The following is an 18,187-nucleotide window of genomic DNA, read 5'->3' as shown; positions in this document are numbered from 1 at the left end:
AGGGAGCACTGTGATCGCGCCATGTGCCGAGGAGGGTTCCGAGCGGGGAACGACGGCTCGTGCCCGGCTGCGGCTGCTGGCCGATCAGCCCGGGCACGCGCAGGACGCGCGGAACGCAACGGACCCACGGAACACCCCGGATGCCGGGGACCCGAGGGAGGCATCCCTGGTGAAGGAGCTGGCCGCGGCGCTGTTCGGGTCGTTCACGAGGAAGGACCAGCGCGAGAAGGGCGAGCAGTATCTGGGCGGGCTGCTGCGGACGCACGGCAGGAAGTCCATCCGCCGTATCGCCGCCCAGGTCGGGGGCTCAGCGGCGGAACAGAGCCTGCACCACTTCATCTGCAGCTCCACCTGGGAGTGGATGCCGGTACGGGCGGCACTCGCCGTGTATCTGGAGGAGGTCCGGCCTTCCCGGGCGTGGGTGGTGCGCTCCATGCCGATCCCCAAGGCGGGCGACCAGTCGGTGGGGGTCGACCGGATGTTCGACCCCTGTCTGGGGCAGGCGTTCCACGGGCAGCAGGCGTTCGGGGTGTGGCAGGTCTCGGAGGCGTTCAGTACACCGGTGCACTGGCGGCTGAGGCTGCCGGACGCCTGGGTACGGGACGCCGACCGGCGCCGCCGCGCTGAGATCCCGGAAGGCATCGGGACGCAGACCGACGAGGAGTGTGCGGCGGACGCGGTGCTCGAGTCGATGAGTGCCTGGCGGGTGCCGGTGCGGCCGGTGGTGCTCCACGCGCACATCAGCGATCTCCCGGCCACCATCGGCCGGTTCACCCGCGCCGGGATACCGGTCATCGCACGGGCCGCGGACACACCCAGCACCTCCACGCTCGCGGTGCGAGCGCCCGCGCTGCCGGGCTACCGGGGCGGACCGCTGAGCGCGCGGACCATCCTGGACTCGGTCAGGGGGCTGCGGCGCCGGGTCGAATGGACCGACCCGGCAGCGCCGTCGTTCGCCGGCCGTACGTCGCTGGCCGTCGCCGTCCCCGTCGGAAGGGCAGACGCGGGCCGGGGCGCCGTACCCGGTGGCGATGAGCTGGTGCTGCTCGGGGAGTGGGCCGACGCGCGGCAAGCGCCGGTCGCCATGTGGGCCACCAACATGACGTCCGTACCGGCGGCCCCGCTGCTGCGGCTGACCAAACTGGCCGACCGTACGGCCAGGGATCTGGCCGGTATCGGTGAGCGGGTCGGGCTGAAGGACTTCGAGGGGCGGTCCTTCCGGGGCTGGCACCGGCATCTCACCCTCGCATCCGCCGCGCACGCCGTGGCCTCGCTCGCCGGGCACGGTGACCGCGCGACGGGCTACGCCTCGCGATCGGCCTGAGTGTGCTCGGTCGTCCGCGGTCTTCGGTACACCGCCCGCTGCGCCCGCCGCACGCGCAGCGCCAGCTGGATCTCCAGGGCCTGGGCCGGCTCCTGCCAGTGGGGGCCGAGGAGTTCGGTGATGCGGTCCAGACGGCGCGCGACCGTGTTGGTGTGCACGTGGAGGTGCTGCGCCGCGCGTGTCGGGCTGCCGCCCGCGGTGAAGTACGCCTCCAGGGTGCGGACGAGTTCCGTGGAGCGCCCGCTGTCGTAGTCGAGCACGGGCCCCAGGGCGGCGGTGACGAAGGCGTCGGCGTCATGGTCGTCGGACAGCAGCAGCCCGAGGAACCCGAGGTCCCCGGGCGCGGCCGTGCCACCGGTGCGCCCGAGCGCGACGAGGGTGTCGAGGCAACGGCGCGCCTCCTGGTACACCTTGCCGACCGATGACAGCTCGGCGGTAGGGCCCGCGGCCCCCACGGAGACGGGATGACCCAGGAGCGGTGACAGCTCACCGGCCGCCGCGCTGGCCGCGGCAGACGCGTCCGTACCTGGGATGAGCAGCACGAGGCAGTCGCCACGCACGGTCTTGAGCCCGCCGTGCCGGTAGGCGTACGACGAGGCCCACGCGGCGGACTCGCCCTGTTTGCCGCCCTCGGGGCGGACGATGAGGACGAGGTGCCGGCCGGTGGGGTCGATACCGAGCCTGCGGAGCCGCTCGGCGAGGCGGCGGGGTGACCGCGGGGTCCCGGCGAGCAGTTCTTCGAGGCACTCGTCACGCGCCGGCCCCGCCGCGGCCCCGGCGCTGTGGCCGAGCAGCAGGACGAGCGCGAGCGTCTGGGCCGTGGCGCACAGCAGTCCTTTGTCCTCTTCGGACAGGGGCTCCGACGGCGTCTCCGTGGGGGGTTCCGCGCAGGGCGTTCCCGGTCGCCGGAACAGCAGGGCGCCGGGAGCCTCCACTCCGGTGGTGACATGGGTGGCCCAGACTCCGGGCAGCCCCTCGCCGCCCACGGTCACGGGCGCGCCCGCGGCATGGGAGTCCACGAGGGCCCTGACCACCGATGCGGCGTCGAGCTGCGGGAGTTCGCCGGCGGCGGCCAGGGTCCTGCCCTCCGCGTCCCACAGCACCAGGGTGCCGCCCAGCGCCTGTGCCGCCGCACTGGTGACGTCGTGCAGCGCGCCGCCCTCCAGGACCAGGTCCATCAGCCGTTTCCGGGTCGCGGCCAGCCGGTCCATGCGGGCCAGGGCCGAGGTGCAGCGCACGCTCTCCGACTGCGCCTCGGCGAGGGCGGTCTCGATCCGGGCCCTGCGCCTGGTCGCCTCGATCGCCGACGCCGACAGCACCGCGAGCGAGCGCATCAGACTGACCTCGTCCGGGGTGAAGTGGCGGATCTCCCTGGACGCCCCGTACAGCGCGCCGGTGGCGGCACCACTGTGGATCAAGGGCACGGCGAGCACCGCGTGCAGGCCTTCGGAGCTCACGACTTCGTCGATGTCGGGCGAGTGGGGAAAACGCTCGTCGGCGAGGTAGTCGGAGGTCCAGAACGGAGCCTGCTTGCTCTGTGCGTACTCACCGAGACCGAAGCCCCTTCCCAGCTCCAGACCGACGCTGAGTGCGGTGGTCTCGCCGTCGGACTTGTGCACGTACGAGCCGCCGCCCGGAAGACGCAGGCTGACGTAGGCCATGTCGAGGTTCAGCAACCGCCTGGCGTGACTGGTGATCACATGGAGCAGCCCGTCGAGGTCGTCGGTGTGTGACGACAGGTCATGTGTGGTGTCGACGAGGGCGGCGAGCCCCGCCTCGCGCCTGCGCCGCTGCTCGGCGGTGGCGCGGACGTCGAGGGCCAGCCGCACGGCACGCTCCAGACGCCGCAGCCTTTCCCGGGGCAGGAATTGCTGGCGGGCGGTCCGCAGGAGTTCGTCGAAGCGGCTGGACGGAGCCTCGCGGGCGAGGAGTTCGAGAACGGCCAGTGCGTCGGAGTCCGAGGACCCTTCGTCCGGGTTCACCAGGTGCCCCCCAGCAAAAGTCAAGATCATTCACTTCGAGCCTAAGTTCCGTGTTTGCGAAGGTCAAGTGGGGGTCCCCGGTCCGGACCCACGAGGTGTGGCGTGAGCACCCTCGTGATGGGGCGGTGTGGTGCTCGCAGCACCTTCCGGGAGTTCTCCGGCTGGGAAAGCATGTCCCGGGGGTGTCGGTGGAAGTGGCACCCCATCGGTATGCAAGGGGCGGGGATGACAGAGCACAGGAGCTATCTCAGGTCGCTGGAGCGAAGCAGACGGTCCCTGACCCGCGAGGACCGGCCGGAGGTCTTCGCGATGGCGGGCAGGGAATGGGACCTTCTGGACGGTGTGTTCGCACCGCCCTTCTCGGCCACGACCGGGATCGCCCTGGATGTTCTGGGTCTGACCGGGGACGACGAGCCCCGTTACCGGCCGGGCGGATCGTTCCTGGAGATCGGGACGGGCACCGGGATCATCGCGGTGTCTGCCGCGCTGGCCGGCTGCGCGCGCGTGGTCGCCGCGGACATCAGCACGGCCGCGGTGAGGAACACAGCGCTGAACGCCGTACGGCACGGTGTCGGCGACCGGTTGAGGGCGGTGCACAGCGATCTCTTCGCGGCGCTCGACGCGGACGAACGGTTCGACACCGTGTACTGGCACTCCAACTTCGTGCTCGCGCCCCCGGACTACCGCCCGGAGACCCAGCACGAGATCGCCTACGTCGATCCGGGCTACCAGGCGCACCGCCGCTATCTCTCCGAGGCGCCCGGTCTGCTGGCGGAAGGCGGTTCCGCCCTGCTCCAGTTCAGCGACCGCGGCGATGTGGCCCTGCTGCACGAAATGGCCGACTCCTGCGAGCGCGAGCTTGTGGTACGGGACCGGCGGCGCTTCCTCGAAGGCGCCGAAGAGCTGGAGCACATCCTTTTCGAGATCCGGGGATGACCGTGCGCACCCTGCTCATCGACAACTACGACTCCTTCACCTACAACCTCTGCCACCAGATCGCCGAGGTGAGCGGGTCCTGGCCGGTCGTCCTGCGCAACGACGCCCCGGACTGGCACCGGGGGATGCTGGACTCGTTCGACAACGTCGTCATCTCACCCGGGCCCGGAAACCCCGCGATCGCCACGGACTTCGGGATCTGCCGTGAGGTCGTCGAGCACACGGAGATCCCCCTGCTCGGTGTCTGCCTCGGGCACCAGGGACTCGCCCTGGCCCATGGCGCCACCGTTTCGCGCGCGCCCGAGCCGCGCCATGGGCGCCTCTCGCCGGTGGTGCACCGGGGCACGGGCCTGTTCGCGGGGCTGCCGTCGCCGTTCGAAGTGGTGCGCTACCACTCGCTGGCCGTGTCGGACCTGCCGGACGACCTTGAAGCCGTCGCGTGGACGCCGGACGGCGTGGTCATGGCGGTGGAGCACCGGGAGCGGCCGATGTGGGGAGTGCAGTTCCACCCCGAGTCGGTCCTGACTCGCTACGGGCACGAGCTGATGGCCAACTTCATGCGGTTGACGCGGTCCTCGAGCGGTGCGCCGCCGGTCCCTGGGACCGCAGCGCCGATGCCGGCTCCTGAGGCCCAGGAAACCCAGGAGGTTCAGGGGATGCCGGGGGTGCGGGGGGTTGTTCAGGAGGTTCGGAACGTCGAGGGGAATGCACAACAGACGGCGCCCACACGCCACTTGCGCGTCCTGACCGAAGCGCTCCCCACACGCTGGGACGACGAGGTGGCCTTCGACCGCCTGTTCCGCTCGGGGCCGTACGCCTTCTGGCTCGACAGCGGGCGGCCCGGTGCGCCGGGTGCAGCGGGTGCCCCCGGCGCCTCTGATGCCCCTGACGCCTCCGGTGGCCGCTTCTCGATCATGGGGGACGCCTCGGGGCCCCTCGCCCGGGTGGCGAAGGCCGATGTGTCCAGCCGTACGGTGACCATCCGCTCCGGGCACGACACCCAGGTGTTCTGGGGCACCTTCCTCGACTGGCTCGACGCGGACCTGCGGTCGGCACGAACCGAAGTGCCCTCGCTCCCCTGCGACTTCGCACTGGGCTGGGTCGGCTATCTCGGCTACGAGCTCAAAGCCGAGTGCGGCGGCGCCGTCGCTCACCGGTCCGATGACGCCGACGCGGTCATGGTGTTCGCCGACCGTGCGGTGGTCTTCGACCACACCACCCGGACCACCCACCTCCTGGCCCTGGCCGAGGACGGTGACGAGAGCGCGGCCCGGGAGTGGCTGCGCGCCACGGCGGACGCCCTGGAGTCGTCGGCGGGTCTCTCCGCGGAGCCCCTGCCGCCCGCTCCGGACGACCTCCACGGCGGGGAACTCTCGGAGATCCGGCTGCGGCACGACCGCGAGGCGTACCTGCGTCTGATCGCCCACGCCCAGGAGCTGATCGCGGCGGGCGAGACGTACGAGGTGTGTCTGACCAACATGGCGGAGGTGCGGGGCACGCTGGATCCCTGGGAGGGCTACCGGCTGCTGCGCCGCCACAGCCCCGCGCCGTACGGGGCGCTGCTCGGCTTCGGCCCGCTGGCGGTGCTGAGCACCTCCCCCGAGCGCCTTCTGCGCGTCAGCGCCGACGGCACCGTCGAGTCGCGCCCCATCAAGGGCACCCGCCCGCGCGGGGCGAACCCGGCGGAGGACGCCGCGCTCGCGGCGGAGCTCCGGTCGGACGAGAAGGACCGCGCGGAGAACCTGATGATCGTCGACCTGGTGCGCAATGACCTCGGACGGTGCGCCGAGAGCGGATCGGTCGAGGCCGTCGACATCTTCCGGGTCGAGACGTACGCGACCGTGCACCAGCTCGTCAGCCCGGTACGCGCGCGACTGCGCTCCGACCGCACCGCCGTGGACTGCGTGCGCTCCTGCTTCCCGGCGGGCTCCATGACCGGGGCGCCGAAAATCCGCACGATGCAGATCATCGACCGACTGGAGGCGGGAGCGCGCGGTGTCTACTCGGGTGCCATCGGCTACTTCTCACTGACCGGGGCCGCCGACCTGAGCGTGGTGATCAGGACCGCGCTGGTCACGCCCGACCGGGTGCGCTACGGGGTCGGAGGGGCGGTGATCGCGCTGTCCGACCCGGAGGCCGAGTACGAGGAGACGGCAGTGAAGGCGGGGCCGTTGCTGGGACTGACGGGGCGCGGTTTCCCCGCGCGCGTACGGTGAGCTGACCATCGGCGGCTGACGCGGCCCGGACCTCCGAGGAGGCTCCGGACAGCCCTCGCTCACTCTCCCGCGAGGGAGACCTCGGTGGACTTGATCAGAGCCACCACGGGGAGGCCGACCGCGAGCCCCAGGCCGGTGGCGGCCTCCTTCGTGATGGCGGCGGTGAGTTCACCACCGTCCACACGCAGCCTCACACCGGCCATGGCGCCCCCGGTGACGATGTCCATGATCGTCCCGGGGAGCTGGTTGCGGATGCTGATGCCCTGGACCGGACCGGTGGCCAGCGCCACCTCGGTGGACTTGACCAGCGCGCGCACGGCCGAACCTTCGGTGAGGCCGAGGTCCCGCACCGCGTCGGCGGTGATCGCGGCGGTGATGTCCTGACCGCCGCCGAGACGGACCCTGACCGCGGCCATGACCTCGCCGGAAGTGATGTCGGTGACGGTGCCGGGGAGCTGGTTGCGGATGCTCAGGCTCATGGGAACGCACCTTCGGTTGAGGTAACGCCGGGTCTGCTCCGGTCCACACCGGTCTGCACCGGCTCGCATCGACCGCATCGGGCCTGCGTCGGTCTGCAGCGGTCTGAGTCGATGTGCATCGGTCTGCCTCCGGAACTGTAGCCAGGGACACCGGCCGGGCGGCCGTCAGGCACACCAGGAACGACACACAAGCCCACCCCTTGGCGCATCCTCCAAGACGGCGAGGACATTCTCGGCATCTGCGCTGGATATTCCTGTCCTGACTTGCATATGCCAAGAATTGAGTCCTACCGTGTCGCATATGCAGTCCTACACCATCGGACAGGCGGCTCGTCTGCTCGGCGTCAGCCCCGACACCGCGCGCCGCTGGGCGGATGCCGGCCGGGTCGCCACCCATCGCGACGACAGCGGGCGCCGCCTGATCGACGGCCGGGACCTGGCCGCGTTCTCCATCGAGATCGCGCAAGGCGGCGACAGCGGCGATGACGACGCCTCGTACACCTCGGCTCGCAACGCCTTCCCGGGCATCGTCACCGCGGTCAAGCTCGGCGATGTCGCGGCCCAGGTCGAGATCCAGGCCGGTCCGCACCGCCTTGTCTCACTCCTGACCCGGGAAGCCGTGGAGGAGCTGGGTCTGGAAGTCGGCATGCAGGCCACCGCCCGCGTGAAGTCGACCAACGTGCACGTCGACCGCATCTGACCCTCACGCAGCCAAGGGAGTTCCCCCCTGATGTCCCCCGTGTCGCCCGGCGCCGTCAGAGGCCGCACCGCCTCCGCCGCCGCCATCACGGCCGCCCTGCTCATGTCCCTCACCGCCTGTGGCGGTGACTCGGACAAGGAGAGCCCGGGCGCCCCGGACACGGCGTCCGCCGCTGCCGTTCCCAAGGCGGACCTGACGGTGCTTGCCGCTTCCTCTCTGACCGACGTCTTCAAGAAGGCCGGTGCCGCGTACGAGAAGGCGTACCCCGGGACCAAGCTCACCTTCTCCTTCGCCGGCTCCCAGGAGCTGGTGTCCCAGGTGCAGCAGGGCGCGCCCGCAGACGTACTGGTCACCGCCGACACCAAGAGCATGGACAAGGTCACGTCGGACACCGGCACGCCCGCGGTCATCGCCAGGAACCGCCTGGTGATCGCCACCGCCGAGGGCAACCCGATGAAGATCGACGACCTCAAGGACCTGGCCGACAGCAAGCTCAAGGTGGTCCTGGCCGCTCCAGAGGTCCCGGCCGGCAAGTACAGCGCCAAGATCCTCGACGCCCAGAAGATCACGGTGAAGCCGGTCTCCCTGGAGCCCAACGTCCGCGCGGTGCTGAGCAAGGTCGAGCTCGGCGAGGCCGACGCGGGCCTGGTCTACAAGACCGACGCCGACAGCGCTCCCGACAAGGTCGACGCCGTGACGATCCCCGACGCGCAGAACGCCATCGCCGAGTACCCGGCGGCGACGCTGAAGGAGTCGAAGCACGCCGAGGCGGCCGCGGCGTTCGTGTCCTGGCTGGCCACGCCCGGGGCTCAGAAGATCCTCCACGACGCGGGCTTCCAGCAGCCGTAGTACGCACCTGGCAGGGCACGAGGCAGGCGAGGGAGTTCCGCATGGGGTGCCGACGATGAAACGACTCCACGGGCGCGCGTCCGGTCCCCGGGCGCCTCTCGCCCTGGCGGTGCCGGCACTGGTCGCCGTCGCGTTCCTGCTGCTTCCGCTGGTCGCGATCCTGGTACGCACCTCCTGGGGCGAACTCGCGGAGCATCTCAGCAGCCCCGGGACCACCGAGGCGCTGACCCTTTCGCTCCTGGTGTCGTTCTGGGCGCTCGGTCTTTCGCTGCTGCTCGGTGTGCCGCTGGCGTGGCTGCTGGCCCGAGTGCCGTTCCCGGGCAAGGCGTTCGTACGGTCGCTCGTGCTGCTGCCGATGGTGCTGCCGCCCACCGTCGGCGGTGTCGCGCTGCTGCTGGCCTTCGGCCGGCGCGGGCTGCTCGGACCCTGGCTGGAGGACGGTTTCGGCATCACCCTGCCCTTCCACACCTCGGGTGCCGTGCTCGCCGCGACCTTCGTGGCCATGCCCTTCCTGGTGATCAGCCTGGAGGGCGCGCTGGGCGGGCTGCGGCCGCGCTATGAGGAGACCGCCGCCTCGCTCGGCGCCTCTCCGGTGCGGGTGTTCTTCACCGTCACCCTTCCGATGGTCGCCCCCGGGCTTGTCGCCGGTGCGGCCCTGACCTGGGCCCGGGCGCTCGGTGAGTTCGGCGCCACCATCACCTTCGCGGGCAATCTGCCGGGCGTCACCCAGACGCTGCCGCTGGAGGTCTTCCTGCTGTTGCAGGAAGAGCCGGAGGCGGCGACCTCGGTCTCCCTCCTCCTGCTGGCCATCGCCATGGCGGTGCTGATCGCGCTGCGCGGTCGCTGGAGCGGCACCCCGGTCGACCACTCGCGAGCGCCCGGGCCCGTGGCCGCCGACGAGGAGGGGCCGCTCCCGGCCGCCGCGCCGGCTCCGGGGGACGCACCGCTCCCGGAGGAGCGTGAACGATGGCCTCTGCACGCCGAGTTCAGCGGCTTCACCCGCCTCACACTCGATGCCGAGCCGGGTACCACCATCGCCGTCGTCGGTCCCAACGGTGCCGGAAAGACCACCCTGCTGCGCGCCCTCCTCGGGCTCACCCCCCGCGCCCACGCACAGCTCACACTGGGTGGTACGGATGTCACCGGGCTTCCCCCGCACCGCAGGACGGTCTCCTGGGTGCCGCAGGACGGCGCGCTGTTCCCCCATATGACCGCGCTCGCCAACACCGCGTACGGGCTCCGCGCCCGTGGCACCTCAAGCGCCGAGGCCCGGCGTATCGCGCAGGGCTGGCTCGACCGGCTCCAGGTGGGGCACCTCGCCCACCGCAAGCCGGCTCAGCTCTCGGGTGGGCAGGCGGGGCGGGTGGCCCTGGCACGGGCCCTGGCCGCCCGCCCCCGGCTGCTGCTTCTTGACGAGCCGCTCGCCGCGCTCGACCAGACCACCCGCGCCCATGTGCGCCACACCCTGCGCACCCACCTCGACGGCTTCGGCGGGGTGTGCCTCATCGTCACCCACGATCCCGTCGAGGCCGTCTCCCTCGCCGACCGGGTGCTCGTGCTGGACGAGGGCCACGCCCTCCAGGACGCCCCGCCCAGCGAGGTCACCCGGCACCCCCGCTCCCCCTGGGTCGCCCGGATGCTCGGGCGCAACGCCTGGCAGGGCATCGCGACCGCCGACGGCCTCCGGCTCCCGGACGGCGGGACGCTGATCGTCGCCGAACCGCTGCCCGCGGGATCCGAGAGCCTCGCCGTGATCGCCCCCGAGGCGGTGTCCGTCCATCGCGAGCAGCCGACCGGCAGCCCGCGCAACGTCTGGCCCGGTACGGTCCGCGAGATCACCGCCAGCGGCAGCCGGTTGCGCATCCTGATCATGTCCGACCAGGCTCCCGACCTCGTCGCCGAGATCACCCCCGGAGCCGCGGCCGAGCTGGCGCTCGCCGATGGTGTGCGGGTCTGGACCAGTGTGAAGGCGACCGAGGTGACCGTCGTACCGCTGTGAGATTCCGGGCGAGCCCCGGTCAGGACCCAGGCCGCGTTGGAGTACTCCCCCCTGGCTCTGGTTCTCCGACACGGTCTAGATCGGCACCGACGTGACGATGACCAGCGACCCTTCGAAGTGTCCCTGCGTACGCAGCTGCCCGTACCGCCGGTCCCAGGTCCCGTCGGCCAGGTCGCGCCGCAATCGCTCGTCGAACCGCGCACCGATTCGTCCACGAAGCTCCACTCCGAGCACGCCTGCCGCGCACCGGGTTCGAGGAGGCGCTCGGGGCGCGCGAAGTACGCCTCGTTGAAGCCGTCGGAGCAGTCGGCGGGAATGGGAACCGCCGGGTCGCAGGTCAGCACCACGACCGGCCCGCGCGCCACCCGCCGCAACTCCCGCAGCCCCGCCCGGGTGTCGGTCCACTGGTGCACGCTGAACGTCGTCATGGCCGCGTCGAAGGCATCGTCCTCGAAGGGCAGGTGCTCGGCCACCGCGTCGATCGCCCGCGGCAGGTGGGCGGGCCGCTGGGCGCGCATCGAGGCGGACGGCTCGACGGCCGTCACGGCGAACTCCTGCTCCCCCGCCACGGTGGACGCCGTCTCAAAGGAACCGGCACCCGCACCGACGTTGACGACCGTGCGGACGTCCGGTCCGAGCGCCGCGCGGATGTGCGCGGCGATCCGCTGGTCGGGGCGGCGGTATGCGGCGTAACCGCCGCCCACCCGGCCGTAGTCGACGTACCCCGCACTGCCGCCCCGCGTTCGCATGGTCATGATCGGAATCTAGCGTCGCGTCGCTCCCCGTCATTCGGGCTCCAGGCGATCGGCAGGGAGACGAGACCGCCGAGGAAGTTGGAGTACACACGCCGTGCCGGTCCCGCCGCCTCCATGGTGCCCACCCGCTCACGCAGGTCATCCAGCACGGCACCGATCTCGGCACGGGCGAGGAACGCCCCGAGGCAGAAGTGCGAGCCGTAGGCGAACGTCAGATGCCGGTTCTCCTGCCGGGACAGCAGGAACCGGTCCGGCTCGGCGAAGGCGTCACCGTCCCGGTTGGCGGAGGCGTTCCAGAGGGTGACGACATCCCCCTTCCTGATGGTCCGTCCACGCAGGTCGGTGTCCGCCCCCGCGGTGCGCCCGGCGTGCAGTGTCGGGGACGTCCAGCGCAGCACCTCTTCCACGGCGGTCTCCGTGGCGATCCGACCGGACCGGTAGGCATCCCACTGGCCGGGGTCGTCCAGCAGCGCGGCCACGCCTCCGACGAGGGCGAGACGGGTGGTCTCGTCACCTCCGAGGATCAGGCTGTAGCAGTTGAAGATCACTTCCTCGTCCGTCAACCGCCCGCCGTCGACGGTGCACTGGGTGAGGAGGCTGACGATGTCCTCCCCCGGCTTCCTGCGCCGCTGCGCCGCGAGGTCGGAGAAGTACAGCAGGATCTCGCCCTTGGACACCCACGCGTTCTCCCGCAGTGCGTCCTCGCTGTCCGAGCCGAGGGCCGATGAGGTCATGTCGAGCATCTGCTGCCGGTCGCGATGCGGTACGTCCAGGAGGTCGCAGATCGCGCGCAGCGGAAGCAGTCCCGCGATGTCCCGGGCGAAGTCGCAGCGTCCCCGCTCCAGGAACTCGGTGACCAGCTCACGCGACGCGGTGCGGATGCTGTCGACGACTCCGGCCAGTGCCCGTGGGGAGAAGGCTTTCATCAGCGCCCCGCGCAGTGCCGTGTGGCGGGGGCCGTCCATGAGGGGCAGCATCATTCCGGCCGCGGAGTCACCTCCTGCCAGGAGGGTGTCCAGGACGTTGCCGCGGTCCGAGCGGAACCTCCGGGTGTCACGGTAGGCGGCGGACACGTCGTCGTAGCGCGTCAGGACCCAGAAGCCGGGGCGGCCGCGCCGTGGCGGTTGCCAGTGCAGCGGCTCATGCTCGCGCAGGTGGCGCCAGAGTGCGGTCAGGTCCCGCTCGGCGTGCAGATTGGGGTTCGCGAGGTCGATTTCCGACGGGTCGGTGTGCGCGAGGTCGATGTCAGGGAACGCGGCCATGTCGGCGCCGGTCCTCCCTTCAGTGCCGGGTGAACCACGCGGCCAGCACGTCGCCGACGGCGTCGAGCGGTGCGGGATCCAGCATGTGGTGGTGGTCGCAGTCGATGTCGTGCACGGTGATGCGCGCATCGTGGGTGTACGCCTGCCAGGCCTGCGGATCGGCGGTTGCGCTGCCCTCGGCGACGGCGGCACGGAAGAAGACGATGTCGAACCCGGAGCTGCGCGGTGGAGCGCTGCGCAGGACCTCGACCGCGGACTCCGCCGCCACCCGCACCCCGTCGGCGGCCGCCGCGCCGAGCGGCCCGTCTGCGGTGAAGTCCAGGCCGCGGAGCACCTCTTGCCGTATCTCGTCCGTGCGGGGCATCAGCAGCGGGTCGGATGGCGGCGGGTACGAGTCCAGCAGGGCGACGAACTCGACCCGTTCGCCCGCGGCGACCAGGTGCGCCGCCAGGGCGTGGGCGATGTTGCCCCCCACCGACCAGCCGAGGATGCGGTACGGCCCGGTCGGCTGGACCGTGCGCAGCTGCCGTGCGTAGTCGCTCACCAGGTCGTCCGGCTTCTGCGGACCTGCCCCGGGTGCGCCGAGGGAGCGCGACTGCAGTCCGTAGACCGGTACGTCCGGGTCGATCCGCGGCAGCAGCCGTGCGTAGGGCCAGGCGAGGCCGCTCGCCGCGTGCACGCAGAACAGCGGGCGGTCGCCGCCCGAGGTGCGCAGGGGGAGCAGCACAGCGAGTCCGGCTTCCGGGTCGGTGTGGTCCTGGTCCTCGAGCTTCCTGACCAGTGCGGCGACCGTCGGGGCCTCGTAGAGCGCGCGGACCGTCAGCGCCGCCCCGAGCACCGTCCTGACCCTGCTGATCAGCCGGGTCGCGAGGAGTGAGTGTCCGCCCAGGTCGAAGAACCCGTCGTCGGGGCCGACCCGGTGCACGCCGAGCACCTCCGCGAACAGCGCGCACAGCACCTCTTCGCGGGCGCCGAGCGGTGCCCGCCCCTGCCGTTCACGGCCGGCGTGGGCCGGGGGCGGCAGCGCGGCGCGGTCCAGTTTGCCGTTCGGCAGCAGAGGGAGCCGCGGCAGCTGGACCACGGCCCACGGGATCATGTGGTCCGGCAGCACTCCGGCGAGTGCCGCGCGCAGTGCCGCCCCGTCGAGTTCCGCGTCCGGCGAGGTGGCGACCACGTACGCGACCAGTCGCCGATCCGACGCACGGTCCTCCCTGGCCACCGCCACGGCCTGGGCGATGTCCTCGTGGCGCAGCAGCGCCGACTCGATCTCGCCCGGCTCGACACGGAACCCGCGGATCTTGACCTGGTCGTCAAGGCGCCCGAGGAAGTCGAGGTTGCCGTCGGCGCGCCACCGTACGCGGTCGCCCGTGCGGTACATGCGCTCGCCCGGGGGCCCGAACGGGCAGGCCACGAACCGCTCTGCGGTGAGACCGGGGCGCCCCAGGTATCCGCGGGAGACCCCGGCGCCGGCGATATGGAGCTCACCCGCGACACCGACGGGGACGGGCCGCAGTCGCTGGTCCAGCACGTAGACCCGGGTGTTCAGGACCGGGCGGCCGATGGGCGGGCCTGCTGCGACCGGCCCTTCGGCCGCTTCTCCGGGGGTTCGGCCGGGGGCTTCTCCGGGGGCTGCATCGGGGGTTGCTTCGGAGGCTTCTCCGGGGTTCGCACCGGCCGGGCTGCCGGTGCTGCGCCACGCGGTGGCGTAGGCGGTCGTCTCGGTCGGGCCGTAGGCGTTGGTGACCACGCAGCCGGGGGCACGCTCGCGAAGGTCGCGTAGCAGTGCGCCGGGCACGGACTCCCCGCCGAGCACCACGTGGCGCGCGGCGAGCCGGGTGCCGCCACCGGTCAGCAGGCTCGCCATCGCGGATGGGACAGCGCAGATCAGGCTGCCCTCCCAGCGTCCGCGTTCCTGGAGCGCGAGGAGGTCGTCGACGATGTCCAGGCAACCGCCGCTGGTGAGGGTGGTGATGATCTCGAAGACGGACACGTCGAAGCTCAGGGAGGTGGCGGCGAGGGTCATCGCCATTCCCCCGGAGCCGAAGTGCCCGTCCACGGTGGCGGCGAAGTTGACCACGTTGGCATGCTCGACCACCACGCCCTTGGGGGTGCCCGTGGAGCCCGATGTGTAGATCACGTATGCCGGGTGGCTCGGCAGCAGGGGGCGCAGCCGCTCGCTGTCCCGGACGTTGCCGCCGTCCGCCGCTTCCGGGGCCGCCACCGCGTCCGCCGCCGGATCGAAGACGAGTCGGGGCACGCCCTCCGGCAGGGCCCCCTCCGGTGGGACGATCGCGAGGCACGGCCGAGCGTCGGCGAACACATGGGCGATGCGTCCGGTCGGATAGCGCGGATCGACGGGGACGTAGGCGGCACCCGCCTTGAGGACGGCCAGGAGGGCCACGACCATCCCGGGCGTTCTGGGCAGGGCCAGCACCACCCGTGCCTCAGGGCCCGCCCCGTGCCTGATGAGCTCGCGGGCCAACTGGTTGGCGCGGCGGTTGAGCTCGCGGTACGGCAGCGTCTGCCCGTTGTGCACAAGGGCGGGGGCGTCGGGTGTGCGCTCCGCCCATCGCTCGATCAGTGCCGGCAGCGTCGTGGCGGGCACCGAGCGCACGGTGTCGTTCCAGTCCACGAGGATCCGCCTGCGTTCTCGCTCGGTGACTACGCAGAGCTCGCCGACGAGCTGCTCCGGGTCGTCGGCGATCGCCTCCAGCATCCGTGTGAACCAGTCGCAGTACCGCTCGGCCGTGTCCCTGTCGAACAGGTCGGGCCGGTAGTCCAGGCGGATGTGCAGTTCGTCGCCCGGTGTGCAGACGAGGGACAGCGGATAGTGGGTGGCGTCGAAGCCACCGGAGCCCACCACGCGTACCGAGCCGGGGTCCTGGTCGCCCTCCCCCACGGGGTAGTTGCCGAAGGCCGTCGTGGTGTCGAAGAGCCGGCCGAATCCGGCCCGGTTCTGAATTTCCGTCAGACCGATGTGATGGTGCTCGAACAGGTCGAGCTGCTGGTCCTGGACCCGTTCCAGCAGGGTGCGCAGGGTGTCGCCGTCCTCCGCCGTCACCCGGGCGGGCAGGGTGTTGACGAGCAGGCCCACCATCGTCTCGATACCGTCCGCATCCGCTGTCCGACCGGAGACCGTCATGCCGAACAGCACGTCGTCCTGACCGGTCAGCCGGCGCAGGACCAGTCCCCAGGCCACCTGTACGGCGGTGTTGAGTGTGACGCCGCAGTGCCGGGCGCGCTCGGCGAGCCGCGCGCTGCTGCCGGGCGGGAGCGCACGCACCACCTGCCGGGGCACGACCGTGCTCCAGTCCCCGGCCTCCGGGGCCACCAGCGTCGGGCCCTCGATATCGGACAGCGCGTCCGACCAGGCCTCACGCGCCTCGTCCGGATCCGCGTCCGCGAGCCACTCGAGATACGAGGTGAAGGTGGGTGCCTCGTCCAGCTCCTCGCCCTCGTAGAGCTGGAAGAGTTCGTCGATGAGCACCGAGGTGGACCAGCCGTCGAGAATGATGTGATGGTTCGTCAGAACGAACCGCCAGCGGTCCGCCGTGAGCCGGATCAGCAGGAAGCGGACCAGGGGTGGGGCACCGAGATCGAATCGCCGCTGACGTTCCTCATCCGCCGCGCGTCGCATGGCCGCCGATTCGACCACGTCGCTGCCCCCTGGGCCGGGTTCGAGGTCGAAGTCGCGCCAGGCGAGTGGGGCCTCGGGAAGCACGAACCGCACGACATCACCGGCCGGGTCGGTGCGGAAGCCGGAACGCAGGGAGTCATGCCGGCGCAGCAGCTCTCGGCAGGCCCGGCGCAGTGCGGACGGGTCCAGCGCACCCTCGATGTCGAGGGTCAGCTGGATCGTGTAGATGTCCTGACCGTCCTCGTCGAAGCCCGTGTGGAAGAACAGGCCCTGCTGGAGCGGCGCGGGCGTCTGGCCCTGTCGGTGTTCTTCGTGCCGTGGCCGTGTCATGCGGTCGCTCCCCCTTCCGCGGCTGCGACGGCGTGCCCGGCCAGCCGGTCGAGCGCCGCAAGCCATCGGTCGGCCAGGTCCTCGACCCGGTGCCGCTCCAGCAGCCGGGACGCATACGCCCAGGTGATCTGCAGTTCGGAGCCGCCCGTTCGCTGGAGAGCCACGGCCGACACCTCCAGGGGATGGGTGAGCGGCATGTCGGGATCGCCTCCACTGCCGACCGCCCCGGCTTCGGACGCCAGCGCCCACTCGGTGTCGTCGGGGCGGTCGAACCTGCCGAGGTAGTTGAAGAGGATCTGCCCCCGGGGCAGCCGCTCCAGCACGGGCGCGGTGTCCGGGTTGAGATGGCGCAGCAGGCCGTAGCCGAGTCCCTTGTCCGGCATGGCGTCCAGCTGTTCCCGTACGGCACGCAGGGCGTCGTACGGGTCATGGCGCCGTGTGTCGAGGAGGACGGGGAACATACTGGTGAACCAGCCGACGGTGGCGGAGATGTCGAGGTCGTCCGCGATCTCCTCGCGGCCGTGGCCTTCCACGTCCACCAGGAACGGCGCGGTGCTCTGCGGGAAGTGCGCGTCACGCCAGCCCCGAACGGCGAGGCCCAGCGCGGCGAGCAGGACCGTGTTGGCGCCGGTGCCGAGCCGCGCGGGCAGCCGCGTCAGCAGGGCTTCCGTCCGCGCTGCCGGCAGCACGCGGGCAACGGTGGCCTGGGTGCTCAGGACGTCCCGTCCGGGAAGCACGGCGGAGCCCTCGATCAGCTCGCCCGCCCCTTCCAGGACCCGCTTCCAGAAGGGGAGTTCACCGGTGCGCTCCAGAGCGTTCTTCTCCAGTCGGCTGCCCCATTCCATGAAGGTGTGGGCGGTGCCCGCCGGCCCTGCCGCCGGTGCGCTCGGCTCGCCCGGCTCATCCGGCTCGCTCCAGGCGGAGCGCAGGTCCTGGAGCAGGATCCGCCAGGAGACACCGTCCACGGCCAGATGGTTGATCAGGAGGAGCAGGCGCCCGGGGCGCCCCGGTCCCGCGTCGAACCACACCGCCTGGAGCATGTTCGCGGTGCCCGGTGCGAGCCGTCGGCGCGCCAGGTCCGCCTGGACGCGCACCGTTCGTTCCCAGTCCGCTTCTCCGATGCCGGTACCGGAGCCGGAGCCGCCGACCGGCACACGCACGATGCGCTCGTCCGCCGTGACCGCCCCACGCGGCAGGATGTCGAGCCGCCATTCCGGGGTGCGGCGCAGGCGCATGCGCAGGGCGTCGTGCCGGTCGAGCAGCGACTGGAGCACCTCGCGCAGCCGCGGTAGTGCCAGGTTTGCGGGGGTGCGGACGAGTACGTACTGGTGGAAGCCGTCGACCGGGCCACCGCGATCACGCTGCCAGCGGATGATCGGGGTCAGTGGCACAGGGCCGTCCGGGTCCGGGAGGACGGTGGCGCCGGTGGGGGCCTGGGAAACCGGCTGCGTCTCCGTCTTCTCGCGCCGGGCGCCGGGCGGCGCCGTCCTCGGCTGCCGCTGCCGTGCGTGTGCGGCCAGTTCCGCGACGGTCTTGTGCCGGAACACCTCGCGAGCGGAGATCACCACGCCTTTCGCTCGGGCCCTCGACACCAGGCGGATCGAGGTGATGCTGTCACCGCCGAGGTCGAAGAAGTCGTCGTCGATACCGACCTGTTCACGTCCCAGGAGATCGGCGAACAGACCGCACAGCAACTCCTCCACCACCGTACGCGGCCC

At 71.6% G+C, this 18,187-nt stretch carries 12 protein-coding genes and 1 pseudogene; 6 read left to right on the top strand and 7 right to left on the bottom strand.

Translation table 11 applies throughout. From position 1 onward, the window contains the following. The first annotated feature begins 10 nt into the window (after positions 1–10). On the top strand, positions 11–1,324 hold the full coding sequence (locus tag ABZ532_RS19620; RefSeq protein WP_361284811.1) for a transposase: 1,314 nt from the start codon (positions 11–13) through the stop codon (positions 1,322–1,324). Here the strand turns inward: ABZ532_RS19620 and ABZ532_RS19615 are convergent. Continuing rightward, the gene (locus ABZ532_RS19615; protein WP_361284808.1) at positions 1,303–3,336 is read right to left on the bottom strand and encodes a helix-turn-helix domain-containing protein; all 2,034 of its coding nucleotides are present in this window, start codon (positions 3,334–3,336) and stop codon (positions 1,303–1,305) included. The genes ABZ532_RS19620 and ABZ532_RS19615 overlap by 22 nt on opposite strands. A gap of 195 nt (positions 3,337–3,531) precedes the next feature. Here ABZ532_RS19615 and ABZ532_RS19610 point away from each other — a divergent pair, with 195 nt between their 5' ends. Together ABZ532_RS19610 and pabB are read left to right on the top strand one after the other, a co-directional pair. Next, positions 3,532–4,242 carry a methyltransferase domain-containing protein gene (locus tag ABZ532_RS19610; protein ID WP_361284805.1) on the top strand — a complete coding sequence of 237 codons (711 nt, stop codon included), beginning with the start codon at positions 3,532–3,534 and terminating at the stop codon, positions 4,240–4,242. 2 nt (positions 4,243–4,244) lie between these two features. Continuing rightward, the gene (gene pabB / locus ABZ532_RS19605) at positions 4,245–6,458 is read left to right on the top strand and encodes an aminodeoxychorismate synthase component I (protein WP_361285158.1); all 2,214 of its coding nucleotides are present in this window, start codon (positions 4,245–4,247) and stop codon (positions 6,456–6,458) included. 59 nt (positions 6,459–6,517) lie between these two features. Here the strand turns inward: pabB and ABZ532_RS19600 are convergent, their stop codons facing one another. After that, a complete protein-coding gene (locus ABZ532_RS19600) occupies positions 6,518–6,937 on the bottom strand; it encodes a TOBE domain-containing protein (protein WP_361284802.1) in 420 nt (139 codons plus the stop codon). Between the two features lie 301 nt (positions 6,938–7,238). Here ABZ532_RS19600 and ABZ532_RS19595 point away from each other — a divergent pair, with 301 nt between their 5' ends. From ABZ532_RS19595 to ABZ532_RS19585, 3 genes are read left to right on the top strand one after another with little or no spacing between them, the layout of a single operon-like run. After that, a complete protein-coding gene (locus ABZ532_RS19595; RefSeq protein WP_361284799.1) occupies positions 7,239–7,637 on the top strand; it encodes a helix-turn-helix transcriptional regulator in 399 nt (132 codons plus the stop codon). 30 nt (positions 7,638–7,667) lie between these two features. Beyond that, positions 7,668–8,486 (top strand): molybdate ABC transporter substrate-binding protein, encoded by an 819-nt coding sequence (gene modA, locus ABZ532_RS19590; RefSeq protein ID WP_361284796.1) that lies wholly within the window; start codon positions 7,668–7,670, stop codon positions 8,484–8,486. 55 nt (positions 8,487–8,541) lie between these two features. Beyond that, positions 8,542–10,485 (top strand): ABC transporter permease, encoded by a 1,944-nt coding sequence (locus tag ABZ532_RS19585; RefSeq protein WP_361284793.1) that lies wholly within the window; start codon positions 8,542–8,544, stop codon positions 10,483–10,485. Between the two features lie 75 nt (positions 10,486–10,560). On the opposite strand, the gene ABZ532_RS19580 is transcribed toward ABZ532_RS19585, so the two are convergent. The 5 genes and pseudogenes from ABZ532_RS19580 to ABZ532_RS19560 form a co-directional block, all read right to left on the bottom strand. After that, a complete protein-coding gene (locus ABZ532_RS19580; protein WP_361284791.1) occupies positions 10,561–10,710 on the bottom strand; it encodes a hypothetical protein in 150 nt (49 codons plus the stop codon). 173 nt (positions 10,711–10,883) lie between these two features. After that, positions 10,884–11,234: pseudogene (locus ABZ532_RS19575) on the bottom strand (methyltransferase domain-containing protein); the annotation flags it as partial. A 2-nt stretch (positions 11,235–11,236) separates the two neighbouring features. Continuing rightward, positions 11,237–12,502 carry a cytochrome P450 gene (locus ABZ532_RS19570; protein WP_361284788.1) on the bottom strand — a complete coding sequence of 422 codons (1,266 nt, stop codon included), beginning with the start codon at positions 12,500–12,502 and terminating at the stop codon, positions 11,237–11,239. Positions 12,503–12,521: 19 nt separating this feature from the next. Next, positions 12,522–16,469 carry a condensation domain-containing protein gene (locus tag ABZ532_RS19565; RefSeq protein WP_361284785.1) on the bottom strand — a complete coding sequence of 1,316 codons (3,948 nt, stop codon included), beginning with the start codon at positions 16,467–16,469 and terminating at the stop codon, positions 12,522–12,524. Continuing rightward, the coding region (locus ABZ532_RS19560) for a condensation domain-containing protein (RefSeq protein ID WP_361284782.1) at positions 16,466–18,187 on the bottom strand (1,722 nt) is incomplete at its 5' end. The genes ABZ532_RS19565 and ABZ532_RS19560, both read right to left, overlap by 4 nt.

Origin of the sequence: Streptomyces sp. NPDC019396 (assembly GCF_040632375.1) — a bacterium.
In the GTDB taxonomy this organism is placed as follows: Bacteria; Actinomycetota; Actinomycetes; order Streptomycetales; family Streptomycetaceae; genus Streptomyces.
Note: the sequence above shows the minus strand (reverse complement) of the source record. Positions and strands in the feature narration are given on the sequence as shown.